This is a genomic window from Devosia marina, assembly GCF_009758415.1.
Classification (GTDB): domain Bacteria; phylum Pseudomonadota; class Alphaproteobacteria; order Rhizobiales; family Devosiaceae; genus Devosia; species Devosia marina.
The window spans coordinates 22,729-47,896 of the sequence record NZ_WQRF01000010.1; the positions used below are offsets into that span (position 1 = coordinate 22,729).

The 25,168-nt window shown below is 61.6% G+C and carries 28 protein-coding genes and 1 other RNA gene; 15 read left to right on the plus strand and 14 right to left on the minus strand.

Annotated features, from left to right (window positions below):
- The first annotated feature begins 6 nt into the window (after positions 1-6).
- Complete coding sequence (locus GO014_RS17340; RefSeq protein ID WP_157291591.1) at positions 7-573, plus strand: hypothetical protein; 567 nt, start codon at positions 7-9, stop codon at positions 571-573.
- Here GO014_RS17340 and truA read toward each other — a convergent pair.
- The 3 genes from truA to def form a co-directional block, all read right to left on the minus strand.
- Positions 570-1,310: a tRNA pseudouridine(38-40) synthase TruA gene (truA, locus tag GO014_RS17345; RefSeq protein WP_157291592.1), complete on the minus strand. Its 741-nt coding sequence runs from the start codon at positions 1,308-1,310 to the stop codon at positions 570-572. The genes GO014_RS17340 and truA overlap by 4 nt on opposite strands.
- Entirely contained in the window at positions 1,310-2,233 is a 924-nt protein-coding gene (gene fmt / locus GO014_RS17350; protein ID WP_157291593.1) for a methionyl-tRNA formyltransferase, read from the minus strand. The genes truA and fmt overlap by 1 nt, the downstream gene beginning before the upstream one ends.
- Before the next feature lie 110 nt (positions 2,234-2,343).
- The gene (gene def, locus GO014_RS17355; RefSeq protein ID WP_116589413.1) at positions 2,344-2,859 is read right to left on the minus strand and encodes a peptide deformylase; all 516 of its coding nucleotides are present in this window, start codon (positions 2,857-2,859) and stop codon (positions 2,344-2,346) included.
- A gap of 149 nt (positions 2,860-3,008) precedes the next feature.
- Here def and GO014_RS17360 point away from each other — a divergent pair, with 149 nt between their 5' ends.
- Positions 3,009-4,418, plus strand: coding sequence for a DNA recombination protein RmuC (locus tag GO014_RS17360; protein WP_157291594.1), 1,410 nt, complete (start codon positions 3,009-3,011; stop codon positions 4,416-4,418).
- 74 nt (positions 4,419-4,492) lie between these two features.
- Positions 4,493-4,969 carry a hypothetical protein gene (locus tag GO014_RS17365; RefSeq protein WP_157291595.1) on the plus strand — a complete coding sequence of 159 codons (477 nt, stop codon included), beginning with the start codon at positions 4,493-4,495 and terminating at the stop codon, positions 4,967-4,969.
- 68 nt (positions 4,970-5,037) lie between these two features.
- Here the strand turns inward: GO014_RS17365 and recR are convergent, their stop codons facing one another.
- The 5 genes from recR to GO014_RS17390 form a co-directional block, all read right to left on the minus strand.
- A complete protein-coding gene (recR, locus tag GO014_RS17370) occupies positions 5,038-5,634 on the minus strand; it encodes a recombination mediator RecR (RefSeq protein WP_343031003.1) in 597 nt (198 codons plus the stop codon).
- 12 nt (positions 5,635-5,646) lie between these two features.
- A complete protein-coding gene (locus tag GO014_RS17375; RefSeq protein WP_116589409.1) occupies positions 5,647-5,970 on the minus strand; it encodes a YbaB/EbfC family nucleoid-associated protein in 324 nt (107 codons plus the stop codon).
- Positions 5,967-7,760: a DNA polymerase III subunit gamma/tau gene (locus tag GO014_RS17380; protein WP_425482097.1), complete on the minus strand. Its 1,794-nt coding sequence runs from the start codon at positions 7,758-7,760 to the stop codon at positions 5,967-5,969. The genes GO014_RS17375 and GO014_RS17380 overlap by 4 nt, the downstream gene beginning before the upstream one ends.
- A 95-nt stretch (positions 7,761-7,855) precedes the next feature.
- Positions 7,856-7,951, minus strand: an RNA gene (ffs, locus tag GO014_RS17385) — signal recognition particle sRNA small type.
- A 93-nt stretch (positions 7,952-8,044) separates the two neighbouring features.
- Positions 8,045-9,076, minus strand: a complete 1,032-nt coding sequence (locus GO014_RS17390; protein ID WP_157291598.1) for an HD-GYP domain-containing protein — start codon at positions 9,074-9,076, stop codon at positions 8,045-8,047.
- Positions 9,077-9,406: 330 nt separating this feature from the next.
- Between GO014_RS17390 and GO014_RS17395 the strand changes: the two genes are divergently transcribed.
- Complete coding sequence (locus GO014_RS17395) at positions 9,407-10,273, plus strand: LOG family protein (RefSeq protein ID WP_157291599.1); 867 nt, start codon at positions 9,407-9,409, stop codon at positions 10,271-10,273.
- Between the two features lie 16 nt (positions 10,274-10,289).
- Here GO014_RS17395 and GO014_RS17400 read toward each other — a convergent pair whose 3' ends face one another.
- A complete protein-coding gene (locus GO014_RS17400; RefSeq protein ID WP_157291600.1) occupies positions 10,290-11,906 on the minus strand; it encodes an ATP-binding response regulator in 1,617 nt (538 codons plus the stop codon).
- A 181-nt stretch (positions 11,907-12,087) separates the two neighbouring features.
- Here GO014_RS17400 and mscL point away from each other — a divergent pair, with 181 nt between their 5' ends.
- Entirely contained in the window at positions 12,088-12,525 is a 438-nt protein-coding gene (mscL, locus tag GO014_RS17405; protein ID WP_343031006.1) for a large conductance mechanosensitive channel protein MscL, read from the plus strand.
- 287 nt (positions 12,526-12,812) lie between these two features.
- Positions 12,813-13,448 (plus strand): response regulator transcription factor, encoded by a 636-nt coding sequence (locus GO014_RS17410; protein WP_165836861.1) that lies wholly within the window; start codon positions 12,813-12,815, stop codon positions 13,446-13,448.
- Positions 13,449-13,479: 31 nt separating this feature from the next.
- Here the strand turns inward: GO014_RS17410 and GO014_RS17415 are convergent, their stop codons facing one another.
- Both GO014_RS17415 and hemA read right to left on the minus strand, forming a co-directional pair.
- Positions 13,480-13,965 carry a flavodoxin domain-containing protein gene (locus tag GO014_RS17415; protein WP_210252475.1) on the minus strand — a complete coding sequence of 162 codons (486 nt, stop codon included), beginning with the start codon at positions 13,963-13,965 and terminating at the stop codon, positions 13,480-13,482.
- A 128-nt stretch (positions 13,966-14,093) separates the two neighbouring features.
- Entirely contained in the window at positions 14,094-15,374 is a 1,281-nt protein-coding gene (gene hemA / locus GO014_RS17420) for a 5-aminolevulinate synthase (RefSeq protein WP_116589399.1), read from the minus strand.
- A gap of 338 nt (positions 15,375-15,712) precedes the next feature.
- Here hemA and GO014_RS17425 point away from each other — a divergent pair, with 338 nt between their 5' ends.
- The 3 genes from GO014_RS17425 to GO014_RS17435 all read left to right on the plus strand — a co-directional run bounded on the left by GO014_RS17425 (position 15,713) and on the right by GO014_RS17435 (position 18,710).
- Positions 15,713-17,038 carry a hypothetical protein gene (locus GO014_RS17425; protein WP_157291602.1) on the plus strand — a complete coding sequence of 442 codons (1,326 nt, stop codon included), beginning with the start codon at positions 15,713-15,715 and terminating at the stop codon, positions 17,036-17,038.
- A 132-nt stretch (positions 17,039-17,170) separates the two neighbouring features.
- Complete coding sequence (locus GO014_RS17430; protein WP_157291603.1) at positions 17,171-17,941, plus strand: SDR family NAD(P)-dependent oxidoreductase; 771 nt, start codon at positions 17,171-17,173, stop codon at positions 17,939-17,941.
- Positions 17,942-18,044: 103 nt separating this feature from the next.
- Entirely contained in the window at positions 18,045-18,710 is a 666-nt protein-coding gene (locus tag GO014_RS17435) for a YiaD family glycine zipper/OmpA-like lipoprotein (protein WP_157291604.1), read from the plus strand.
- Between the two features lie 49 nt (positions 18,711-18,759).
- Here GO014_RS17435 and GO014_RS17440 read toward each other — a convergent pair whose 3' ends face one another.
- Positions 18,760-19,047, minus strand: a complete 288-nt coding sequence (locus GO014_RS17440; RefSeq protein WP_116589396.1) for a hypothetical protein — start codon at positions 19,045-19,047, stop codon at positions 18,760-18,762.
- Complete coding sequence (locus tag GO014_RS17445; RefSeq protein ID WP_116589395.1) at positions 19,047-19,304, minus strand: hypothetical protein; 258 nt, start codon at positions 19,302-19,304, stop codon at positions 19,047-19,049. The genes GO014_RS17440 and GO014_RS17445 overlap by 1 nt, the downstream gene beginning before the upstream one ends.
- Before the next feature lie 156 nt (positions 19,305-19,460).
- Here GO014_RS17445 and GO014_RS17450 point away from each other — a divergent pair, with 156 nt between their 5' ends.
- The 6 genes from GO014_RS17450 to GO014_RS17475 all read left to right on the plus strand — a co-directional run bounded on the left by GO014_RS17450 (position 19,461) and on the right by GO014_RS17475 (position 24,183).
- Positions 19,461-21,074: an EAL domain-containing protein gene (locus tag GO014_RS17450; RefSeq protein WP_157291605.1), complete on the plus strand. Its 1,614-nt coding sequence runs from the start codon at positions 19,461-19,463 to the stop codon at positions 21,072-21,074.
- 75 nt (positions 21,075-21,149) lie between these two features.
- A complete protein-coding gene (locus GO014_RS17455; protein ID WP_116589393.1) occupies positions 21,150-21,539 on the plus strand; it encodes a PRC-barrel domain-containing protein in 390 nt (129 codons plus the stop codon).
- A gap of 167 nt (positions 21,540-21,706) precedes the next feature.
- Positions 21,707-22,015, plus strand: a complete 309-nt coding sequence (locus GO014_RS17460) for a BufA1 family periplasmic bufferin-type metallophore (protein WP_116589392.1) — start codon at positions 21,707-21,709, stop codon at positions 22,013-22,015.
- A 56-nt stretch (positions 22,016-22,071) separates the two neighbouring features.
- Positions 22,072-22,929 (plus strand): MNIO family bufferin maturase, encoded by an 858-nt coding sequence (gene bufB, locus GO014_RS17465; protein WP_157291606.1) that lies wholly within the window; start codon positions 22,072-22,074, stop codon positions 22,927-22,929.
- Positions 22,926-23,690, plus strand: a complete 765-nt coding sequence (locus GO014_RS17470) for an HvfC/BufC N-terminal domain-containing protein (protein ID WP_157291607.1) — start codon at positions 22,926-22,928, stop codon at positions 23,688-23,690. Before bufB ends, GO014_RS17470 begins: the two co-directional genes overlap by 4 nt.
- Entirely contained in the window at positions 23,683-24,183 is a 501-nt protein-coding gene (locus GO014_RS17475) for a DoxX family protein (protein WP_157291608.1), read from the plus strand. Before GO014_RS17470 ends, GO014_RS17475 begins: the two co-directional genes overlap by 8 nt.
- Here GO014_RS17475 and GO014_RS17480 read toward each other — a convergent pair.
- Positions 24,155-25,075 carry an SMP-30/gluconolactonase/LRE family protein gene (locus GO014_RS17480; protein WP_157291609.1) on the minus strand — a complete coding sequence of 307 codons (921 nt, stop codon included), beginning with the start codon at positions 25,073-25,075 and terminating at the stop codon, positions 24,155-24,157. The two genes, GO014_RS17475 and GO014_RS17480, sit on opposite strands and share 29 nt — an antisense overlap.
- Positions 25,076-25,168: the final 93 nt, after the last annotated feature.

The following is a 25,168-nucleotide window of genomic DNA, read 5'->3' on the forward strand; positions in this document are numbered from 1 at the left end:
TGTTCCTTGCCCCAGTCCTCACCGACCTTTGTTGAAGAAGCGCTCGAAGCCGCCCGCGGCGCCTGGGCCCTGGTGTTGGGGCGGCAGGATGCGGCCAGCTATTTCGATTTTTCCCAGCGCGGCCTGATTGGCAGTTTCATTGCTTTGCTGCTTGCCATTGCCGTCAGCGTCTTCGGCCCGCAACTGCTCGGCGTTGGCTCGCCCACCGGCGCTGCTGCCGGTATGACGCTGCTCTCGGGCCTCCTGTTCGCCCTGCAGATCGGCGCTGCCTATATCGTCCTGCGGATGATGGGGCGGCTCGATGGCTTCATGCCCTATCTGGTGGCCGACAACTGGGTGAATTTCTACGTCTCGCTGATCGGCGCCATCAGCATCGTCCTGCTCGGCGGCAGCGACATCATGCTGTTGGTCGTGGGGGTGCTCAGCATCATTATCGAGATCAACATTGCCCGCCGCATCGTCACCCTGGCGCCAATCCAGATCGCCATTTTCATTGTCGCTCAGGTGGTCGCGCAATTTGTGGGACTGATGGTGCTTGGCGGCATCATCCTGCAGACCATGGGACCCGTTTAAGGGTAGTCGACCCCGGTCAGGAACAGCCCGCTCGCCGGCGCCATGGCGCCGCAGCGCGTCCTGTCTGCTGCATCGAGCGCCGCGCGAAAATCGCCGGGGCTCCACTTGCCTTCACCCACCAGCTTGAGCGACCCCACCATCGAGCGGACCTGATGGTGCAGGAAGCTCCGCGCACTCGCCGCAATGGCGATGATCTCGCCATCCCCGCTCACCTCGAACGCGTCCAGGGTGCGCATGGGCGAGTTGGCCTGGCACTCGGAAGAGCGGAAGGTGGTAAAGTCATGGTGACCCAGAATGGTCTGTGCCGCCTCATGCATCCTCTCCGCATCCAGTGGCTTGGGTACGTGCCAGACCTGGTTTCGCTCTATGGCTGCCGGCGCTCGCCGGTTGAGAATGCGATATTCATAGTGCCGCGCCGTCGCCGAAAACCGCGCTTCGAAGGTGTCGGGCACCGCTTCGCTTTCCACCACCACCACCGGGTAGGGCCGCAGATGATAGTTCAGCGCCTCGCGAATGCGGAATGGATCCCACTGTTTGGACAGGTCGAAATGCGCCACCTGGCCCAGCGCATGCACACCGGCATCGGTGCGGCCGGCCGCCTGGGTGGTGACCGTCTCGCCCGAAAAGCCGGCAATCGCCTCTTCCAATGCCTGCTGCACGCTGATCCGGTCCTTCTGCCGCTGCCAACCGGAGAAGGGGGTTCCGTCATATTCAATTGTGAGCTTATAGCGCGGCATCAGGTCACTGTGTCGGGCAGCGTTCCGGCGCCACGCAGGAACGTCGCCGCATCCATGGCGCCCTTGCCCTCGCGCTGCACCTGCATCAGACGCACCGCGCCAGCGCCGCAGGCGATCACCAGTTCGTCGCCCAAAAGAGCACCCGGCGCCCCGGCGCCTTCGCTCAGTCTCGAGCGCAACGCCTTGATCCGCACCGGCCTGCCAGCGAGTTCCATCTCGAACCAGGCACCCGGAAAGGGCGACAACCCTCGGATCAGATTGTGCACCTCCTCGGCGCTCTTGGAAAAATCGATCCGCGCCTCGGCCTTGTCGATCTTGGCCGCGTAGGTCTCGCCACTCTTGGGCTGCGGGGTGAAATCCAGGCTCCCGCGCTCCAGCGCCGCCAGCGCCCGGCCCATAAGATCGGCACCCAAGCGCATCATCTGGTCGTGCAGTTCGCCCGCGGTCATCTCGGGCGTGATGGCGATGATCTCGGTCGGCCCCATTGCGCCGGTATCGAGACCTTCATCCATTTGCATCACGACAATGCCGGTCTGCTTGTCGCCGGCCATGATGGCGCGCTGGATTGGGGCCGCGCCACGCCAGCGCGGCAAAAGCGAACCATGCAGGTTCAGGCAACCATATTCAGGCGCCTCGAGAATGGGCTTGGGCAGCAGCAGCCCATAGGCCACGACAACCGCGACCTCGGCCCCAAGCGCGGCGAACTGGGCCTGCTCGGCTTCGGCTTTGAGAGATCGCGGCGTAAACACCGGAATGCCAAACGCCTCGGCCGCTTCATGCACCGGGCTCTTGCGCTCGGCCTGACCGCGTCCTGCCGGTTTGGGCGCACGCGTATAGACCGCCACCACCTCATGTCCGGCTGACACTATTTCGGTCAGCGTCGGAACGGAAAAATCGGGCGTACCCATGAAGACGACGCGCATGGTCAACGACCTCGTGGTTCGACAGGCTCACCATGAGGTCTACGCGAACGCAGCACTCCCATAGACCTCATCCTGAGCCTGTCGAAGGGCGAGGTCGCGGCCACCGGATATCAGCCTGCGGCCCGCTTCGCCTGCTTCTCGAATTTCTTGATCACGCGGTCGCGCTTCAGGCGGCTGAGATAATCGATATAGAGCACGCCATCGAGGTGATCGAGCTCGTGCTGAATGCACACCGCCAGCTTGCCCTCTGCCTCTTTCACCACGTCCTGCCCATCGAGATCGGTATATTTCACCGTCACCTCATTGGGGCGCTCGACCTCGTAATAGAGCTCGGGAATGGAAAGGCAGCCTTCCTCGGTCACCTGCATCTGTTCGCCAAAAGCAGTGATCTCGGGATTGATCATCACCAGCGGAGCCGCCGGCTCACCCTCGCCCGCCAGGTCCATCACCACAATGCGCTTCATCACCCCGATCTGCGGGGCGGCCAGGCCAATACCCGGCGCATCATACATGGTGTCGAGCATGTCCTTGGCCAGCGACTTGATCTCGTCATCGACCTCGATGATCGGGTCGGCAACGGCACGCAAGCGCGCATCGGGAATGATCAGAATTGGGCGAACGGCCATGGCAGAAAAGTCCGGCGATGAAAGGATTGCCCCCGATATGGCGATTTCCGGCTCCCGGGTCAACTGCAGCCCTATTCAATCCACCGCAGCAGCAGAACATTTTGCGAACAGCAGAATCGGATTAAGCTCACGCCATGCAAGCTCTCGATATGACATTGTTCACTCTCGGCCAGTTCCCCGTCACGAACGCCATGGCCCTGCTGGCCGGCGTGCTGGCCCTGGTTGTCCTGCTGATCATCTGGCTTGTTGCTTCGGCGCGCGCTAGCGCGGCCCGTGCCGAACAGCGGGCCCGCGAGGCGGCCGAGGGGTTGAAGTCGAGCTTTCTCGAACAGATCGCCTTCCGTGATACGCGAATCCGGGATCTTGAAGCCCAACTTGAGCGCGAGCGTGATCGCGCCAGCGATCTGCTTGACACCGAGCGTGAAAAATCCAGCGGCCTGCAATCCGAACTGGCCGCCATGCGCACGCGGCTCGACGAGCAGGCGCGCCAGAACGAGGCGAATCTGAAGCGCTTCATGGAAGCGCGCCAGCAAATGACCGACGAGTTCAAATCCATTGCTGGCGATGTGCTGCGCACCCATGGCGAGACCTTTACCAAGCAGAACCGCGAGCAGGTCGACACACTGTTGAAGCCCTTGCAGGACAAGATCACCGAGTTCCACAAGAACCTGGTCGAGGACCGCTCCGCCATGGGCGAGCGCATCCGCGCCTTGGCAGAAAGCAATCTGCAAATTACCACCGAGGCGCAGAACCTCACCCGCGCCCTCAAGGGCAATTCGCAGACCCAGGGCGCCTGGGGCGAGATGATCCTGGCCACCATTCTCGAACAGTCTGGACTGCGCGAGGGCGAGCAATATTTCACCCAGCAGAGCCATAGCGGCGAGGATGGTCAGCGCCTGCGCACCGATGTCGAAATCCTGATGCCCAATGGCGACCGGCTGGTAATCGACTCCAAGGTGTCCCTGACCGCCTTCGAAGCCTTTGTGAACAGCCCCGAAGATGACCGCGACCAGCATTTGCGGGCGCATATTGCGTCGGTGCGCGGTCACATCACCACTTTAGGCGACAAGGGCTACAATCGGGCCGCGAAGTCCAGCCTGGACTATGTGATGATGTTCGTGCCCATCGAATCCGCGCTGGCCACGGCCATTCAGCATGATACCAAGCTGGTCGAATTCGGCATGGGCAAGGGGGTGATGCTGACCACGCCGACCACGCTGATGACCGTGCTGCGCACAGTGCGCAATGTCTGGGATATAGAAAAGCGTCACCAGAATGCCGAAGAAATCGCCGAGCGCGCCGGCCAGCTTTACGACAAGGTGGCTGGGTTCCTTGGGACCATGGACCAGGTCGGGGACGCCATCGACAAGTCCCAGCGCGCCTATACCAAGGCCAGGGATCAATTGACCTCCGGGCGCGGCAATGTCGTGCGGCAGGTCGAAATGCTGCGCGAACTCGGCGCCAAGTCGAGCAAACCCATTCCACCCACATGGGATGGTGGCAGCGAAGAAGGCCCGGCATTGCGACTGGTCAAGGATGAGCCGGGCGATCTCAATTGAATTCGATCATGTGATCGAACCCGGGTCCCGCTTGTGCGTTTCATCCTCGTGCAACTGCATAAGGGAGATCAGTCATGGTGCAGAACCACGATCATCCGGGCAGCCTCGTGCCCCAGGAAACCAGTTTCGACAATGCCGATACGCCGGGCATTGCCCAGCCCTATAGCCAAAGCGAGATCGAGGATTTGCTCTATGGCGATGACCGTCCGGCACGGGATCGGTTGGCTCGGCTGTGGGAGATGCGCCACGAGGCCGCCGAGCGCGAAAGCGGTGATTTCGGTGGTCAGGACCCGGCCTATATGCTTGAGGAACTCGACCGCGCCATCGCAGAATTGCAGCGTGATCTCGATAACACCGATGACACCGGCAACATTGATGCCTCCATGTCATCCGATCCCGCCGATCACCTCGACGCCCTGTCGCCCGACGACACCGACGCGCGCGATGCCTTGATCGGCGAAGAGGTCTTCTATGAGGAAGACGAGGACGGTCCCGTCGACGATGACCACGCCTGGCACGGCAGCGAGGAGTTCGACCCGCATTTAAACTAGAAGAGCATCTTTTGGGGCGCCAGGCCACCTCACTCCAGTCCTTCCCCGCCAGGGCAGGGCGGAGGCTGTCAGATTACGGTCCGCGCCTTGAGCGCCTGGCTCAATGTGCCTTCATCGAGATAGTCCAGCTCTCCGCCCACCGGCACGCCATGAGCGAGCCGCGTCACACGGATATCCGTCCCCGTCAGCCGATCGGTGATGTAATGGGCCGTCGTCTGCCCCTCGACAGTGGCATTCATGGCAAGGACGATTTCGGAATAGTCGTGCGCCCGCGCGATGAGGCCCTCAAGATTGAGGTCATCCGGTCCCACGCCATCGAGCGGTGACAAGACACCACCCAATACGTGATAGCGCACCTGGCCCACGCCGGCGCGCTCCAGCGCCCAGAGATCGGCCACATCTTCCACCACGATCAGAATACCGCTCTCGCCCCGGCGGGGATCGGCGCAGATCGAACAGGGCGACGTGGTGTCGACATTGCCGCACACCTCGCAACTCTTGACCGCAAGCACGGCGCGGTCCAAGGCCGCCGAAAGGGGCAGCATGAGCTGCTCCTTCTTCTTGATCAGGTGCAGCACCGCGCGCCGCGCCGAGCGTGGCCCAAGCCCTGGCAGACGCGCCAGAAGCTGGATCAACTGTTCAATTTCAGGTCCGCCGGAGGCCACAGCGGGGCGAGCCTAAAACGGCAGCTTCATGCCCGGGGGGATCGGCAGACCGGACGTCACGTCAGCCATCTTGCGCTGGGCTTCAGCTTCGCTCTTGCCCTTGGCGTCGTTAAAAGCGGCAATGATCAGGTCTTCGACCATCTCGGCATCTTCCGGCTTGAGCAATGAAGGATCGATCTTGATACCCTTCATTTCGCCTTTGCCGCTCAGCGATACGCTGACCATGCCACCGCCCGAGCGGCCCTCGACCACCAGATCGGCCAGTTCGGCCTGCATGGCCTCCATCTTGGCCTTCATCTCGCCGGCGGCCTTCATCATATTCATGATGTCTTTCATTCGTCGTCCTCTTCAATTGGGGGCGGAGCCAGTTCGGCGGGCGCGGCTTCATCGTCACGCACCGTCACGTTCACCAGCTTGGCGCCCGGAAATGTTTCCAATATGGCTTTGACCAGCGGATCATCATGCGCGGCGGCCGTGGCCGCCTCTTTGCGCTGCTCATTTTCCTGCCGGATGGTCAGCCCCTCGGGGGCCTTGGTCGAGACCATCACCAGCCAGCGCTGCCCGGTCCACGTCTGCAGGCGCGCCGAGAGCGTGGCGATAATGCCAGGGTCGGCGCCATCGCTCAGCGCCACCTCGATCCGGCCCTGCTCGAACGAGACCGGACGCATCTGGCTTTCCAGCGCCAGCTTGACCAGAACATCGCGCTTGGCGGCGGCCAAGCCAATGAGATCCTTGTACGACGCCACCGTGGCCAGCGCCGGCTGCGCAACGGCCTGTGGCCGCGACGCGGGAAGCGCTGGCGAAGGCGCCGCCACCGGAGCGGGCGAGGGGCTGGTCTGCATGGCCTCGACGCGCATGGCGGACGCGCCGCCGGATGGCCCGCGGGGCGCAGGCGGTGCACTGCCGCCACCCGAAGGCAGGCTGCCCTGCTGGGTCAGCTTGGAAATCACATCGTCAGGGCTGGGGAGATCGGCTGCATAGGCCAGGCGAATGAGTGTCATCTCGGCGGCCTGCAGCGCATTGCCGGCCCGCCCGGTTTCCTCATTGCCCTTGAACAGGATCTGCCAGGCCCGGGTCAGCGCCCGCATCGGCAGGCGCTGCGCCAGATCGGCGCCACGCGTCCGTTCGTCCGGGGTCAGCGAAGCGTCGTCTGCCGCCGCCGGCACCACCTTGATGCGGGTTACCAGATGCGTGAATTCGGCAAGATCGGCCAACAATGTCTGTGGATCGGCGCCCAGATCATAAAGTTCCTTGAGCGCAACCAGGGCCTCGGCAATCCGGCCGCCCATCAAATCTTCGAACAAGTCGATGATCCGCGCCCGATCCCCCAGGCCCAGCATGGCCTTGACCGTCGCCGTGCTCACCGAACCATTGCCATGGGCAATGGCCTGATCGAGCAGCGAGAGCGAGTCGCGCGCCGAGCCTTCACCGGCCCGTACAATCATGGCCAGCGCGTCCGGTTCAAAGCCGATGCCCTCCTGGCCGAGTATCTTTTCGAGATAGGCCGACATCACGTCGGCCGGAATGCGCCGCAGATCGAAGCGCTGGCAGCGCGACAGGATCGTCACCGGGACCTTGCGGATCTCGGTGGTGGCAAAGATGAATTTCACATAAGGCGGCGGCTCTTCGAGCGTCTTGAGCAGCCCGTTGAAGGCCGCTGTGGAGAGCATGTGCACCTCGTCGATAACATAGACCTTGTAGGGCGCCGAAACCGGCCCGTATTTCACCGAGTCGATGATTTCGCGGATGTCGCCAATACCGGTATTGGAGGCAGCGTCCATCTCCACGACATCGACATGGCGCCCCTCGATGATCGCGCGGCAATGGGCGCCTTCGGTTTCCAGCTCCAGCGTTGGGTGGCGGCCGGTTTCGTCCTCATAGTTGAAGGCGCGGGCCAGAATGCGGGCCGTGGTCGTCTTGCCCACGCCGCGCACGCCGGTCAGGATGAAGGCGTGGTGGATGCGGTTTTGCGCAAAGGCATTGCCCAGCGTCTGCACCATCGCGTCCTGCCCGACCAGGGTCGAGAAGTCGCGCGGGCGGTATTTGCGAGCCAGGACCAGATAGGGCGTGGTCTGAGTGTCAGCCATGCGGCCTGTCCTTGTCCTTCTTGCCGGGGAATCTGCCATTGGTCATGTCCGGAACATAGGGCAAGCCGGACCATGTCGCAAAAGGCCAATGCCGATATTGCGCTGTCCGATGCCCGATTCTGAACAGGGAATTGAGTAGGAGGCTGGCATCGACCCGTGAGGATCTCGTTGGGGCTGCTTCCTTCCGGACCTGACCCGGTTGGCGAGGAACACGTCCGCGCCAACCTCCCGAGGGGCTATATGCGGATTTTGATGCCGGGATGCAAGGGGGGCGGGATAACGAGCCGGCGAGGCTCCCAGCCAGTGACGCCCTCACGCGGGCGTCATGTCGGCAGAATACTGCGTCGAAAGGCCCGCACCAGCGCCTGGTCGAACCACTGTTCATTGTCCGTCAGATAGTCATAGGCCGCTTCGGAGGTGACCGGTTGCTTGTAGGTCCGGCGCTCCACCAGTGCCGAAAAGACATCGCAGATGGTCACCATCTTCACCAGGTCCGGCAGGCTGTTGCCCGTCAGGCCCGCCGGATAGCCAGAGCCGTCCAGCAGTTCATGGTGCGATCGCACACAGCCCAACACATCCGTATTTTGGACGCCGTGCTCCTTGAGAATGGCGTAGCCGATCATCGGATGCCGCCGAACATTGGCGATTTCTGCCGCGTCCAGGGCCGTTTCCTTGTTCAGGATCTCAAGCGGTATGAAGGCCTTGCCGACATCGTGCGCAAATCCGGCCGTAGTCAGGAGAACCTTGTCTTCGCGCGAAAACCCCAGTGACGAGCCAAACGCCGCGGCCGTGCCTGCAACCAGCAGGCAATGCTGGTAGGTCAGATTGTCATAGGACATCACCTCCTCCATCCAGTGATGGATGCCTTCGGCCTCGACGGCGTCGAGTACTGCCTGTGCGCCCGCATCGATCAGGCCCTGATAATTGCCGGCAGCGTTCCAAGTATTGGGCTCGAGCAGGTCTTCGATAGCGAGCTGTGTTTCGGGCGGTACGCAGCTTTGATGGGTCTTGAGAAACGAAAACTTGGCCATCAACTGCCGCAGCGCGGCGTTGATGCCCTCCTCACCGCTGAGCAAATCGCTGGCCCCCAAGGCGCGGGCCTGGGATTCGGTGTGGTGGTTGCGGTCCCTTAGCAAGAACACGACAGGGCTGTCGGGCGCGCGATGTACGGCCAGCGCCAGGCGCAACATGCTGGCGCTGGCAAGATTCTCAAGATCGACATCGCACAAAATCAAGGCATTTTTGACCTTGATGGTGGGCGCAGCATGGATGGGGAACATGCGGCACACCCCGCGCATGATCAGCCGCTTGAGTTCCCCCTCCTGCACCAGTTCCCGGTCCGTGAACAGCAACAATTGTTTGCCCTCCGGACATCAGAAGGCCATGCGATTATTGAAGAGTTGTGAATAAAACAGGTGTTCGGTGAAAGATAAGCGGGAGGAGTCATGCTCCTCAATTATATCATGCCCTGTCTTGCCACTGGCGCTCATCAAGGGGCACGTGGACGCCGCTGCCACGCGCGTGAACCCGTTGACCGTGTCCGTGTCCTTGCCCTTGCCCGAACAACCACGGCTGGTTATGCCCTTCTTAGGTCTTTATAGCCAAAATGGTTACCAGCTTGTCTTTGGAAGGCCAGCAGGCAACCGGCGCTGAAGTGTGGCGCGCCTGCCAATCGGGAGTTTGTCTTGTCTAAACGTCGTCATCCGACATCCCTGCGTACCTCCAGCGAGGATGTTGCCGTCTCGCGCAAGGCGCCTGATACGCCACAGACGCGCAGCGCCGCTTATCGCCTCGCCTTTGCCGACGACGAGTTCATGACTTCGGAGGACACGCGTGGCGTGCGCTTCCAGCTCGAATATCTCAAGCCCGAATTCCGCCTGCGCGAACATGGGATCAATTCCACAGTGGTGCTGTTTGGCGGCGCACGGATTCCCGAGCCGGGCAAGCCGGCCTGGGCGGCCAAGAACGAAACGCAGCGCCGCAATCTCGAGGCCGCTTCACGCTATTATGACGAGGCGCGCAAGTTCGCTCAGTTCGCCTCGCAGACTGCCGCCTCGATGGACTTCAAGGAATATGTGGTGACCACCGGTGGTGGGCCCGGCGTAATGGAAGCGGGCAATCGCGGCGCGGCCGATATGGGTGCGCCCTCGATCGGGCTCAATATCGTGCTGCCGCACGAGCAGGCGCCCAATCTCTATGTGACGCCGGATCTGAGCTTCAATTTCCACTACTTCGCCACCCGCAAGATTCACTTCCTGATGCGAGCCAGGGCGGTAGCGGTCTTTCCGGGCGGCTTCGGCACGCTGGACGAATTCTTCGAGAGCCTGACCCTGATACAGACTGGCCGCATGGACCGCATTCCCATCCTGCTGTTCGGCAAGGAATTCTGGACCAAGGTCATCAACCTTGAGGCTCTGGCAGAGGCCGGGACCATATCCCCCGACGATACGGACCTGTTCACCGTGGTTGATACCGCCAGGGAAGGCTGGGATGTGGTGCGCCAGTTCTACAACCTGCCCCAGATGAGCGAGCCGACTTGGCGCGGCGGCTGAGGCGTAAAGCGCCGGTCTACACCCCGCGCTTGCCGCCACCCTGATTGGCCAGGCCGCTGATCGTGGCGCGCAGCGCCGCGGGCTTGACCGGCTTGGTGACCACGGCAATGCCGCGATCCTCTGCCAATGCCCGCACGGCGGGACTGCGGTCTGCGGTGACCAATGCGGCCGGCAAATGCCCGCCAATATTATGCCGCAGCCACTCGATGGCATCCAGGCCCGAGGTCTGGTCGAGATGATAATCCATCAGCACCAGATCGGGATACCAGCCTTCGAGCAGATGCTCGCGGTCAATTTGCTTGAGCGAGAGCGCCGTGCGCACCTCGCATCCCCAATGGTTCAGCAACCCCTCCATGGCCTCGAGAATGGCGCGCTCATTGTCCACGCACAGCACCTTCAGGCTCAGCGTACCGAAGCTGGGCTCCGGCGGCAGGGCCTCTGGCTGGCTGGTCGGCCGGGCATTGCGCACCGCGGGCAGGTAAATCGAAAAGCGCGACCCGCTGCCTTCGCGGCTGTCCAGCTCCAGTGTCAGCCCAAGCGCTGTTACCAGGCGCTGCACGATCGAAAGCCCCAGTCCAAGTCCCTGCGCCATGCGCGCGCCGCGTTCGAGCCGGGAAAACTCGGCAAAGACCAGCCGGTGCTGGTCCCTGTTGAAACCGATGCCGGTATCGATCACGTCGAGCCGCCAGCGATTGCCGCGTTTGCGCAGCCCCACCAGCACCTTGCCGCCAACCGGGGTATATTTGATGGCATTGGACACCAGGTTCTGCACGATGCGCCCCACCAGCGAGCGATCCGCCATCACGCTGGCCTTGGTGGCAACGATCCGCAGCGAAATCGAGCGCTCCCGCGCCATGGGGGCAAATTCAACTTCGGTCTTTTTGAGCAGATCCTGCACCTGGATCGGCGCCGGCGCCGGCTTGAGCGCGCCGCTGTCGATGCGAGAGATGTCGAGCAGCGCCGACATGATGTCTTCCACCGCCGTCAGCGACGCCTCGATGGAATTGGCCAGTTCGGCAAAGCCTGTCGATTTGGCGCGTTCGATCAGCGTGGAAGTATAGAGCCGCGCCGCGTTCAACGGCTGCAGCAGGTCGTGGCTGGCCGCCGCCAGAAACCGCGTCTTGTCATGATTGGATGCATCGGCTTTGGCGCGGGCCGCTTCCAGTTCGGTATTGACTTGTTTGAGCGCGGCCGTGCGCTCCTCCACCCGCCGCTCCAGGGTCTGGTTGACCTGGGCCAGTTGCTGTTCGGCACGCACCCGGGCGGTGACGTCGGAAAAGCTCACCACCAGCCCGCCATTGGGCAGGCGACTCGAATGAAACTCCAGGGCCTGGCCGGCATTGCCCAGGCGTTGGGTCACGCTGGTTAGTGCCGCGGTCAGCTCCTTGATGCGCTCGATGGCCAGTTGCGCCGCATCGCCAGGCCCAAGGTCGCCGCGCTCGGCCATGAACAGGGCAATGTCGAACAGCGCTGAGCCAGGGCGGATCAGATCTTCGGGCAGATGCAACAGCCTGTTGTAGCGCTGGTTGGAGGTCACCAGGCGCAAGCCGGCGTCGAACACGGCGACGCCTTGTGGAATATGGTCGATGGCCAGCGCAATGGCGCGTGTCGGATCGTGGTCGAGCAGGCTCATCTGGGTTCGCACAGTGGCAGGTTGCGGTATCTCGACCTTATCAGCCTCGGACCGGCCCGGCGCAAGACCGCCCTTGGGACCATTGCTTTTTGCCCCAAAGCCTTTCAATCCTTGTTGATGGTTAACCGCGGCGGTCGCCGGAGTGGGGCGGGGCCAATAATGCGAGAGGGTCTAAATGAGCGTGTTCAAGGAATTTCGGGACTTTGCTATCAAGGGCAACATGATCGATCTGGCCATCGGTGTGATCATCGGTGCGGCTTTCGGGGCCATCGTCTCCTCCATCGTTGACGACATCTTCATGCCGCTGATTGGTCTGCTGCTGGGCGGGATCGATTTTTCAAACCTGTTCGTTGTGCTGTCCAACCCCAATGATGTGGCCGTGCCTTCGCTGGCCGTTGCCCAGGAAGCAGGCGTGGCCACGCTCAATATCGGGCTCTTCATAAATGCCGTGGTCAAATTCACCATCATCGCCGTCGTGCTCTTCATGGTGGTCAAGGGCATCAATTCGATGAAGCGCGAAGCCGCCAAGGAACCGGTGGAATCAACACCGGCCTCATCCAAGGAAGAAGTGCTGCTCACCGAAATCCGCGACGCCATCCGGGCCAGTGGCAAGGCCTGAACTGAGACGCGATTAGACGAAGGGTCGGCAGCAATGCCGGCCTTTATTGTCCAAGAGGTTAGGAATAAAGTCGTTGACACGAAGGCAAATGAATATATACCTAGTTCGTAGGTAGTCGATCCTACGGATTCATCGTATCGGACGGCGCCACCACTTAGAGCAAACTACACTTGCGGGACACCTGGGCAGAGGTGCAGCGGGGTAAAAGCGGATACGCTTTTGCCATGCGGACCGTCGTGCGCCCTGGCTACCGTTCGAAAAGCGAACTTGCCGGAAGGGGCTATGGCATGAACACGCATACCTATTACCACGCATTTCTCAACCGGGACCGGCTGGTCCATATCGTCGATCCGGATCCGGGCACCTGCGAAGCGCTCAGCGTGCTGTTTCGCCTGGAGGGCTTCCAGACCATCTTCTCTCTCGAGGCCGCGCATTTCCTCGCCGCGCTGGAGCGCCGGCGGCCAGACGTGGCGGTCATCAATCTCAATCAGGGTGAAGAAGACGGGCTGAGCCTGTTGCGCCGGGTCAAGGGACTGCGCACCGGCGCGCCCGTCATCATGCTCGCCAACGAACCGCAACTGGAAGCTGCGGTCACTGCCATGAAGTTGGGGGCGACCGATGTGCTCAGCAAACCCATCGACAGCGAATTGCTGCTCAGAGTGGTGCGGGACGCCTTGCGCAAGGATGTGCATCTCGGCGCCATGCAGGCCGGAGGCCGCCCCGTCGAGGTGCGCGGTTTTTCCCAGCTCACCCCGCGTGAGCGCGAGGTGCTGCAATTGATCACCAATGGCCAGTCCAACAAGGAAGCCGGCCGCGAACTCGGCATTTCCCCCCGCACCATCGAAGTGCATCGCGCCCGCGTCATGGAAAAGCTCGGCGCCCGCAACACCGCCGACCTGATGAGGATTGTGCTTACGAGCTAGCACAACGTCATCGTGACTGGTGGCGACACGTTCAGCGTCTCCCATTGCCGGGCAACTGTTCGATCAGGTCTCGCGCCCATTGGGCGGCGCGTTCGACTTCGCCCACCTTCAGGGGACCTTCCTGGCCCAGGACGACAAAGCCGGCTGTGTCCCCGACCAGTACACAACCTTGCTCGGTCAGCTCTCGGGCCAGCCGTTCTGCAGCATAGCCGCCCGCGTGAACAACCCAACGCAGGGGCGCGGGCTCGATCGTGTCGAGATCGATACGTGTGTCGAACGCGGCTGCGGGGCCTGCCAGGTCGGGGCGGGAAGCAAATTCCTGGATTTCAGGCGTCGGCCGGAACCCCCGCGTGGGCGATCCGACAATGAGCAGGTCAACGCCGGACAAATCCATGCCTTGGGCCTGCTGTGCCGTGGCCAGCCTGACCTCATGCGTCTTGCTCAATTCGTCCGCCATAGCCTGGGCGATCTGCCCGGTATTGCCGAATATGCTGTCATAGACGATGAGAATGGACACGGCACACACTCCCCGTTGCAGGGAGACTATGTCCCCCCAACTGCGGGCCGGCCTTGATGTCGATCAACCGGGCTGAGCTTTTTTTGGCGACGGTCCCGGTCTTCAGGCCGAGCACCTCAGTCTCAAACCTAGCCGCCCAGGCTGGGCAGCGTCAGGTCCCCGCTAGTCAGCTTGCTGGCAGTTATCGCCGCATCGGCCCGTTCGCGCGGCAGTTCCAGGCTCGTCCATACGCTCACCAGCGCATGGCGCAACTCGAAGATCATCTCGTCGCTATGCAGCGGCGTCGGGGTGATGCGCAGCCGTTCGGTGCCCTTGGGGACCGTCGGGTAATTGATCGGCTGGATATAGATATTGTGCTTGTCGAGCAGCATGTCGCTGGCCGCCTTGACCGCCCGCGCATCGCCCACGATCAGCGGCACGATATGGGTGTCGGTTTCCATCACCGGCAGGCCGGCATCGGCCAGGATCGCCTTGGTCAGCCGCGCCTGGCGCTGATGCATCAGGCGTTCTTCGCCATTGCCCTTCAAATGCTCGATTGAGGCGCGGGCCGCCGCGCAGAGCGCCGGGGGCAGGGCGGTGGTGAAGATGAACTCGGGCGCATAGGAGCGCACCGCATCGATGATCGAGCGATTGGCGGCGATATAGCCACCCATCACGCCAAATCCCTTGGCCAGCGTGCCCTCGATGACGTCGATCCGGTCCATCAGGCCGTCGCGTTCGGCAATGCCGCCGCCACGCGGACCATACATGCCCACGGCGTGCACTTCGTCGATATAGGTCAGCGCCCCGAATTCTTCGGCCAGGTCGCAGATTTCCTTGATGGGGGCGACATCGCCATCCATCGAATAGACGCTTTCGAAGGCGATCAGCTTGGGGCGCTTGCGGTCGACCTGGCTGAGCAATTCGCGCAAGTGCGCCACGTCATTGTGGCGGAAAATCTTCTTTTCCATGCCCGATTGGCGCACGCCCTGGATCATCGAGGCATGGTTGAGCTGGTCGGAAAAGATGACGCAGTCGGGCAGCAGGCGGGCAATGGTCGAGATCGCCGCTTCGTTGGACACAAAGCCCGAGGTGAAAACCAGCGCGGCTTCCTTGCGGTGCAGATCGGCGAGCGAACGCTCAAGCTCGATCAGCGGCCGGTTGGTGCCCGAAATGTTGCGCGTGCCACCCGCGCCCACACCCATGCTGGCGGCGGTCTGCTGCATGGCCGTCACGACTTTGTCGTGCTGGCCCATGCCCAGATAGTCGTTGGAACACCAGATCGTAATCTCGCGGGCATTGTCTGCATCGTCACGATACACAGCCTTGGGAAACTTGCCGGCGATACGCTCGAGGTCAGCAAAGACGCGATAGCGCTTCTCTGCGCGCAGTGTATCCACTGCATCCTCGAAAATTCCGCGATAGTCCATGGGAGCCATTCCTTTGCGAGCACCGGAACGGCGGGGCGGCCGGACCTGGCTCTTTAAGCTCTACCTAATCCCCGTGCCGCCGCATTGATATAGGTCAATTCGACGCGCTGACGTGCCTAACCCCTTGCATGCATTGGGGAGCGCCAGCGAACATGAGAGCTATTCTAAAGTAAGCTCCCGGCCCTGCCAACACCGCCCGGCTACATTCGGTTTGAAAGCAAAATCAGCCCAAAAGTGTTCGAGGCCGCAATTAACCGGACCTTGGAGTACTTGTTGATAGATTGTTTGCGCTGCGCTTAGATCAAGTATCTCGGGGGAGAAGTGAGGGGAGTTTGGGAGTGAAGAGCTTTTCGTCTTCAAGTTTTGCCGGCGAGCAGGTCGACGCGCTGGCACTGGCGCGGGCCGCCGTGGAGAAAAACCCGCAGGCCTTGTTCACCGATTTCCAGTGGTTTCTGTACAAGGGCAAGGACACTGTCTTTTTTACGGCCTTCTCCACTAGAAGCTATGACAAGGACGCCTTGGGCAACATGGTTGCCGAGATGATCGCCTTGGCACCCCAGCTCACCCATGGTTTTGTCGGCGCCCAGCCGGGCCAGCCTTTTCCCAAGCACATGCTCGATGCCATCACATCTGTCGAAATGGTCGACGAACTCGACGGCTACCCCGACAAATGGCTGTCCAAATCCTCCGACATCTTTGAACGCGAGGACCTGCCGCTGTTCCGCGTCATGGCCGCGGTGCGCCGCGATGGCCCCGACAGTGACGGTCGCGCGGCCATTCTGCAGGTGCGCTCCAGCCATGCCTTGCTGGAAGGTTCGGATTCGGCCCTGCTGACCCGCTCGGCATCTGCCAGCCATGGCGTGCAGTCGGACAAGTCCAACAAGCTGCCCTGGGGTGATCGGCTGAAAAGTGCCCTGCGCGGCGGCATGACCACGCTGATCTATCTGGTGCTGGCCAACATACTGGCCCCAAAGGAAAAGCCCTGGGGTTTTCGCACCCTGGCCATCGAGCGCCACCGCCTGCGCAAACTGGCCAACAAGCTTGGCGTCCGCCAGCGCTCGCTGATGTTCGCGTTGGTCACCCACGCCCTCAATGGTGAGGGTGCAGAAAAGCATATGAGCAAGAAGGTGATTGGTGCCAATTACACCATGCTCGACACCAAGCGGAACAGCACCGACGATGACTTCTTCCGCGTCCGCGCCCTGGAAGCCAAGTTCAAGGTGATGGACGACTTTGTCGACTATGTCCGGGCCGTCGATAACACAGTGGCTGGTATCGAGCAGAAGGACATTACCTCCTTCCAGGTGGTCATCATGTCCATGTTCAAGGCCATGCGGGCGGTCAACCGGGTCCTTCCCTTCCTGCCCAACAAGCGCTTTTGGCGCTTCAATGGCGGCAATGATATCGTGCTGACCCTGGTACCGCCGCACCGAACCTATGGCCCGCTCACCCACGGCATGGTGGAGCCGCTCTACTGCGGCGCCTGGCACACCGAGGTCAATATCTGTACCTTCTGCCCCGGTCGCCAGTATGTGACGCTCAATTTTTCCATGGAGCAGCGCCACATCGCCCATGTCGACAAGATCATGAGCCTGCTAGCCGAAGTCGAGCGCCGCGAAGTTGGTCCCCATACCATGGCGCCGGCGGTCGAGAAGCTGCGCTGAGCGTTTTGACCCGAAGCGCGACTTTCCATCATCAGAAGATTTCTGAAGTACGTACATCAGAGCTAGGTTGCGGGCGCAGCACTCTGTGGGTTTATATGTCGCGACATCTCAGCGATCGATCCGGACATCACCATGAACCGCTTTGCCACCTATCCCAGCCTTGAAGACTGCCCCGTTGTCATCTCCGGCGGCGCCTCTGGTATTGGCGAGGCCATGGTGCGCGCTTTCGCCGGGCAGGGCGCCAAGGTCGGCTTCGTCGATATCGCAGAAGAGGCCGGCGAGGCCCTGGCTGTCGAACTGAACGCCTCAGGTCACACGGTGCGTTTCATCCCCTGCGACGTGACCGACGTCCCAGCCTATCAGGCCGCTATAGCTGAATGCGCCGAACGGCACGGCGATGCACTTGTCCTGGTCAATAATGCGGCCCACGACCAGCGCCACCAATGGAACGAGGTGACGCCGGAGGAGTGGGATCAGCGCATGGGGGTCAATCTCAAGCATGCCTTCTTCGCCATTCAGGCGGTGGCACCTGGCATGGCCAAAGCGGGCAGGGGATCGATCATCAATTACGGCTCGATCAGTTGGATGATCATGGCGCCCGGTATCCCGGTCTACGAAACGGCAAAGGCAGCCACGCACGGCCTGACCCGCGCTATGGCCCGAGAACTGGGGCAATCTGGCATACGCGTTAATTCACTGGTCCCCGGCGCCGTGATGACCAAGCGTCAGCGCGAACTTTGGGTCACCGCGGATGACCTGGCCAACATCAAGGAGCAGCAGGCGATCCCTGAAGCGCTCTCGCCCGAAGACTGCGCCCGCATGGCCCTGTTTCTGGCCGCCGACGACAGCGCCATGATCACGGGTCAGCAATTTCTTGTGGATGCCGGTTGGGCCCACACCTGACCCCATTCATCCCCGGTTCAGGCTCTTTCCCTCATCACGCTCCTGCCTTATTGAGAGGGCAACACAAGGCCACCATTACCGAATCCTTACTTGGGGGAAGTCTATGAAGTCGAAGGTTCTCGTCGCCCTTGCCGCGACCCTGGCGCTCAGCGCCTGCACCACCACCGATCCCTATACCGGCCAGAGCCGGATTTCCAACACCGCTGGCGGTGGTCTGCTCGGGGCTGGCGGCGGTGCGGTGGCAGGCGCCATTGTCGGCGCGGCAGTGGGCGGTGATCCGCGCGTTGGCGCCTTGATCGGCGCAGGCGTTGGCGGTCTGACCGGTGCGGCCATCGGCAATTACATGGATCAGCAGGAAGCCGAGTTGCGTGCTCAGCTGCAGGGCACCGGCGTGTCTGTCACCCGCGTGGGCGACCAGATCATCCTCAACATGCCGTCCAACATCACCTTTGCGACCGATCAGTCGACGGTGCAGCCCCAGTTCAACCAGACGTTGGTCTCGGTTGCTCTGGTCCTCAAGAAGTTCGACAAGACCATTGTCGATGTCTATGGCCACACCGACAGCCAAGGCGACGACGCGTATAATCTGGCGCTCAGCCAGCGCCGCGCCGTGTCGGTCGCCACCATCCTGGCCAATCAGGGTATCGATCAGCGCCGCTTCTACATCGAAGGCAAGGGCGAAACCTCGCCAATCGCCTCGAATGGCACCGAAGCCGGACGCGCGCAGAACCGTCGCGTGGAAATTCAGCTTTCGCCCATCCGCGGCTGATCACCAATACGGAATTGTTCAGAGGCGCGATCGTTGGGTCGCGCCTTTCTTATTGCGCGGGTGTCTCGACCACCGGTGCCGATGTCGGTGAGCCCGGCTGCATGTCGGTGCCTGGCGCGCCTGAAAAGATCTGCATGAGCAGCAGAATGGCCACTATGATCGCCAGAGCGCACAACCCATAGAGCCACCAATTGGTCGGTCCAGTCGAGCCGACCGTCGCATCGTGTTCTCCGGCAACCTTGAGCCCGGATCCGTCTGGTACATCCAGCTTGGCCGAGTTTTCGTCCACCAGATGGTCCACTTCCGCCATCGGCGGAGCCTGTTTGCCCTTGGCCATCAATAGTCCCCCTTGAACACTGTCTCGGTGCCTACGGCACTCTCCACGCCTTCGCGCACCTCTGCGATGGCTTGGTCAATTTCTTCGGGCTCGTAGGCAACCGCGGCGCCTTCGGTCTTCGCACCCGTTGCCTCTGCCTTGAGTTGGTGCAGCAACTCGATCTTTTCGCGTGCCGTAAACAAAGTGTGATGCGCGATCTGCATGGGGTTAAGTTGGTCCTTGCCACCCATGCGTTGTTTCAGGGTGTCGAAAATCATTATTCTCTCCCGAACTTGTCCTGGGCCTTGCGACCCTCCAGCTAGATCAATGCGACAATACGCTGACGGTTCCGGCCTCTGCCCGCATTGGAACGCTCCGCTTAACCCCATCTTGAGAGGTTTGCGGCAATTTGGCGGGATGCGGAGGACGTTCGGATGAACCGAATCATCGGCATCCTGATTGCCGGGACACATGCGCGGGGCCGACGGATTGGCCTCTGGCTGGTGGCTTTCGTGGTCCTGATGTTCGGCGCCACCTGGATTGTTGCCGAGCAGGTCTCGCTCAACATGCGGGTGGAAACGCAACGCAGCCTGACCGGTTATGAGCGGCTGCGGGCCAATGTTCTCTCTACTTTCGATGAGATGGATCGTCGCCTGGTTCAACCGGCCTGTTCACCGGCATTCCTTGACGAGCTGCGCCGCATCGCCTTTTTGCCGGACGGCATCAATGAACTGCTCTATGCCCCGGACGGTCGCGTCGAGTGTTCGGTCAATTCGGGGCGGCTGGACGCGCCCGAGGATTTGGGCGAGCCCGATATCGCCGCTCAATACCCGTTTGGCATGGCGTTCTGGGTAGACATTGATCTTGGCTTTCTTGGTCTCGATGGCATGGTCGGAATTTTGGCGCAACGCGGCTCGCTGGCCATGATCGTCCCACCTCAACCTTTGCCGGCAACTGGGCCGCGCTGGATGGAACAGGAACTCATCTTCCGTTTCAGCGACGAGGTCTGGCTGCACCGCCAGGGTGAGGCAGGTCTGTATGCTGAGGCCCTCAGTGCCACCGGCCCGGCCATTGCTTCGGTGTTCAGGGGCGTTTTCTACGAAACCGCGTGCGACAGCGGCGGCATTCATTGCGTCGCCAGTCGTAGCGATTTGACCCAACTCTTCGGGCTGGGCTGGGCTACACTCGCCGTCATCCTGCTTGTCACCAGCGTCTTGGCTGCCTGGGTTGCTCAGCAATTGCACCGCATCATTGAGCGCTACTGGTCGTTCGAGGCACGTTTCCTGCGTCGGCTCGACAAGGGTTCAGTAGTCTGCGCCTATCAGCCTTTGCTCAATTTGAAGAATGATTTGGCCACAGGTTGCGAAGTGCTGGCACGCTGGCGCGATATTGACGGGACCATCGTGCCGCCGGACCGGTTCCTGCCCATTATCGAAAGGCACGGCCTGACCGAACGCTTCACCTCCATGGTGGTCGCCTATGCCTATGCAGACCTGACTGCATACCTGCCCAAGGGCCTGCGCCTGCAGGTCAATTTCAATATTTTCCCACAGGACCTCGATGCCGGCAAACTGGTTCCGATCTTCGCCCCTTTCCTGACGAAAGACTCTCCATTCGACGTTGTTGTCGAGATTGTCGAAACCGCCGAAATCAGCCCCGAAACGGCGCAGGTCGAAATCGAGCGGCTGCGCGCTGCTGGCCTCAAGGTCTACATTGACGATTTCGGCGCGGGCTATTCCTCCATGCAGAATCTGGCCGCCCTCTCCATTGATGGGGTCAAGCTGGATCGATCCTTCGCCATGGCCCCGGACCATTCGGTCATGTCCACGATGCTGGGTTACGCTATCGACCTGGTGCAGGCCTCAGGGCGGTCTCTGGTGGTCGAAGGGGTAGAAACCATGGATCGGCTGAACGCTCTAAAGGCGACCGGTATGGTAAACTTCGCTCAGGGCTATGGCATTTCCCGTCCACTCTTTATCGCGCCCTTTGTGGCCTATCTTGCCGACCATGGTCCGCGTCCGTTGACCCGCCCCCGCCTGGTCGCCTGATCACATTTCCAGTTTCTGCGAAACCTGCATCAGGGCATCGCGTTCTGCCTCCACACCCCAATCAAGGAGGATGAAATGGCCTATGATGACAACCGCGTCGACTCAGCTGACGTCAAGGAAACCCACGATCTGATCGCGTCGGACAAGGTCGAAGGCACCAAGGTCTATGACCCCAATGGCGACCATATCGGTTCCATCGAGCGCATCCTGGTCGAAAAGCGCGGCGGCAAGGTTTCCTACGCCGTTCTCAGCTTTGGCGGTTTCCTGGGTATTGGCCACGACCATTATCCATTGCCCTGGTCCAAGTTGGATTACGATGAAAATCTTGGTGGCTACCGCGTCGACATCACCAAGGACCAGCTCGAAGGTGCGCCGCGCTACGAGAATGAGGACGACAATTTCTGGACGGCCGAGAATGGACGCCGCGTCCATGACTATTATGGCGTGACCCCATACTGGATCTGATCCGGTCCCCGCTTTTTTCAATGACCAATTTATTGCAAGGCCGGCGCCAGTTTTCCTGGCGTCGGTTTTTCACGTTCACGAACGTGTGAGTCTGTAACCCCTTTGGTCGCGCAGCGAATGTCTTCGTGTCGGAACCCCCAAAGGTTCCCCATCAGAGGAGAAACCCCATGAATCGTCTTTCGACCTTCGCCCTTGCCGCCTCGCTGACCGCCGCCCTCGGGGGCACAGCAATTGCCCAGGACTCCATGGGCGGCGACGCCATGGCTGCCACCGAAAAGTGCTACGGCGTAGCTCTTGCCGGCGCCAATGACTGCGCCGCCGGCCCCGGCACCACCTGCGCCGGTACCTCCACCATCGACTACCAGGGCAACGCCTGGAAAGCCGTACCTGCAGGCACCTGCGAAACCATGTCGGTCGAGGGAGATCGCATGGGTTCGCTCGAGCCGCTCGACCGCGATCTTCCCACGGCAAGCTGATTGGCGCCAATCACGGGAGGCTCACGAGCCTCCCGCCTTTCTCAAGGGAGGCATCCATGTTCCACGACCCTCTGCCGGCACGCCCCGGGCTGGGTTTGAAGCCGCAGCATTATGCCCAGATCATCGCCGAGAAGCCCGATCTTGGCTTCTTCGAAGTGCATGCCGAAAACTATATGGGCGAGGGTGGGCCGCCTCATCGTTATCTCAGCGCGATCTGCGCGGATTATCCGCTCTCGCTGCATGGCGTCGGCCTGTCCATAGGCGGCGAAGCGCCGCTTGATCGCGACCACCTCAAGCGCCTGCGCGCCTTGGTCGAGCGCTACCAGCCCGCGTCCTTTTCCGAGCATCTGGCCTGGTCCAGCCATGACGAAGGCTATCTCAACGATTTGCTGCCCGTGCCTTACACTCCTGAAACGCTGGAGCGCGTCGTCGCCCATGTGGATGAGGTGCAGCAGGCCCTTGGCCGCCGCATGCTGCTCGAAAACCCCTCGACCTATGTCCTGTTCGAAGAAAGCACTATCGAGGAGGTCGATTTCCTCGCCGCCATCGCCGACCGGACCGGTTGCGGCCTGCTGCTCGACGTCAACAATGTCATGGTCTCGGCGGTCAATCACCGGCTCGATCCGGTGGCCTATATCGATCGCTTTCCGGTGCACCATGTGGGTGAAATTCACCTTGCTGGTTATGATGAAACCACCGATGACGCCGGCGAACGCCTGCTGATCGATGCGCATGGCAGCCGCGTGCGCCCCGACGTGTTCGCGCTCTACCGCCACACCATCATCCGCACGGGTGCCCTGCCGACCCTGGTCGAATGGGACAACAACGTACCCGCCTTCGATGTGTTGATGGACGAGGTTCGTCTGGTGGACGAGGTGCTCGATGGCACGTTGAACCGGAGATTGGCATCATGACCAGTCAGAGCCAGTTCACCCGGGCATTGACCGATCCCGCTCAGCCGGTACCGGCGGGACTGGTCTCGCCACGCGGCAGTGTGGATAGCAAACGTTTCGCGGTCTATCGCAACAATGTCCATGTCAGCCTGGTTGGTGCCCTTGCGGCCCGCTTCCCGGTGACCCGCCAACTGGTCGGGGAAGAGTTCTTTGCCGGCATGGCACGGCTCTATGTTGGGCAGACCAAGCCCAAGGGTCCGGTTCTACTCCACTATGGCGACAGCTTCCCCGATTTTGTGGCGCAGTTTCCGCCCGCTTCGGGATTGCCCTATCTACCCGATCTGGCCCGGCTCGAGGCGGCCTGGACCGACGCCTACAATGCGGCCGATGTCGATGTTCTTGTCCCGGCCGATCTGAGCACGATTGGCGGTGATGCGCTGGCCGCGCTCGATCTGACACTGGCGCCGTCCACGCGCCTGGTGCGCTCTGGCTTTCCGGTCGGCTCGCTTTGGTCTGCCCACCAGACTACGCCGGTCAGCATTCCGGCATTATCGGGCAGCGAATGCGTGCTGCTCACGCGGCCAGAGGCCGACATTCGCCTCACCATCATTCCACCCGCCGCCTTTGCATTCCTCAAGGCGATAGGGCAGGGCCTGCCTTTGGGCCAGGCGTCCGAAGCCGCCCTGACCGATTTTCCTGATTTTGATCCCGGCGCCGCGCTGGTGGGGCTGGCCGGACTGGGCGCCTTTGCGGCCCTGACCAAGGAGCAAGCTGATGTTTGATCGCGCCATTGCCCTCTGGAACCGTCTCGATGCGGGTCTGGGCGCAGTCCCGGCCGCCCTAGCGCTACTGGCCCTGCGCATCGCACTGGCCATTCCGTTCTGGCGGTCGGGCCTGACGAAATGGGACGGCTTTCTCAATCTCTCGACCGGTGCCCGCTATCTCTTCGAGCAGGAGTTCAAGCTGCACATTTTCGGGCAGGCCTTCGCCTATCCCGCGCCGCTGACCATGGCGTTCCTGGCCGGTCTGGGCGAGATCATCCTGCCCATCCTGCTGGTGCTGGGCCTGGGCACGCGCTTCGCCGCTCTCGGCATTCTGGGCATGACTGTCATCATCCAGCTCACCGTGCCTGATGGCCTGATCAATTTCCACCTGCCCTGGTTCGCCATGGCTCTCGCCTTGGTCGTCTATGGTGGCGGCACGCTTTCGGCCGATCGCCTGCTGGGCGGTTTTTTCGGCCAGCGGGTCAAGGGGTCTGCACGCCCCGCGCGGTAACATAGAGCGCATAGAGCGAGGTGGTGGCGGTAATGAAGAGCCGGTTCCGCCTCGGTCCACCAAAGGTCAGGTTTGAAACCGTCTGCGGCACAAAGATCCTGCCGCATAGCGTGCCCGTGTCGTCGAACACCTGCACGCCGTCCGCGGCCGAACACCACACCCAGCCGTCGGTATCCACCCGGAAGCCGTCGGGAATGCCATTGTCGATAACCGCAAATGGTCCCGCGTCCCGCAGCGCCATTCCGCCGTCTTCGACGGCAAAAGCGCGGATATGGCGCGGCGCATCGGGATTATGGCTGGCGCCGGAATCGGCGACATAGAGCACGCTTTCGTCGGGCGAAAAGGCCAGCCCATTGGGCTGCACGAAGTCACCGACCATCAGCCTGACCTCGCCACTCCGCCCATCGATCCGATAGACCCCATGCACCGGTTGCTCGGGTTCGGCTCTATACCCCTCATAATCGGACAGGATGCCGTAGCTCGGATCGGTGAACCAGATCGAACCATCCGACTTCACCACCACATCATTGGGTGAGTTCAGCCTTTTGCCCTCAAACCGGTCGGCCAACACAGTGATCGTGCCGTCGATCTCGGTCCGGGTCACCCGGCGCGGCCCATGCTCGCAGGAAATCAGCCGACCCTGGCGGTCACGCGTATGCCCATTGGCGAAATTCGATGGCTCGGTATAGACGCTGACCGAATTGTCGCTGGGCAGATAACGCAGCACCCGCTGATTGGGGATGTCGGAAAAATAAAGTGCATCATGGTCCGAAAACCACACCGGCCCCTCGGCCCAGCGGCACCCGGTGTGCAGCTCTTCCAATTGCGCGCTGCCCACGATCTTGTGCGCGAATCGCGGGTCGATAATGTCGTAAAGTCCCTGCTCGGTCATGCGCCCCTCCCTGATGCAAGCCAGCCATAGCCTTCCCGGCCATGGTCGGCAAGGCAACGGCGCGGCGCCGTAGCAAATCAAACGGAGGAGAAA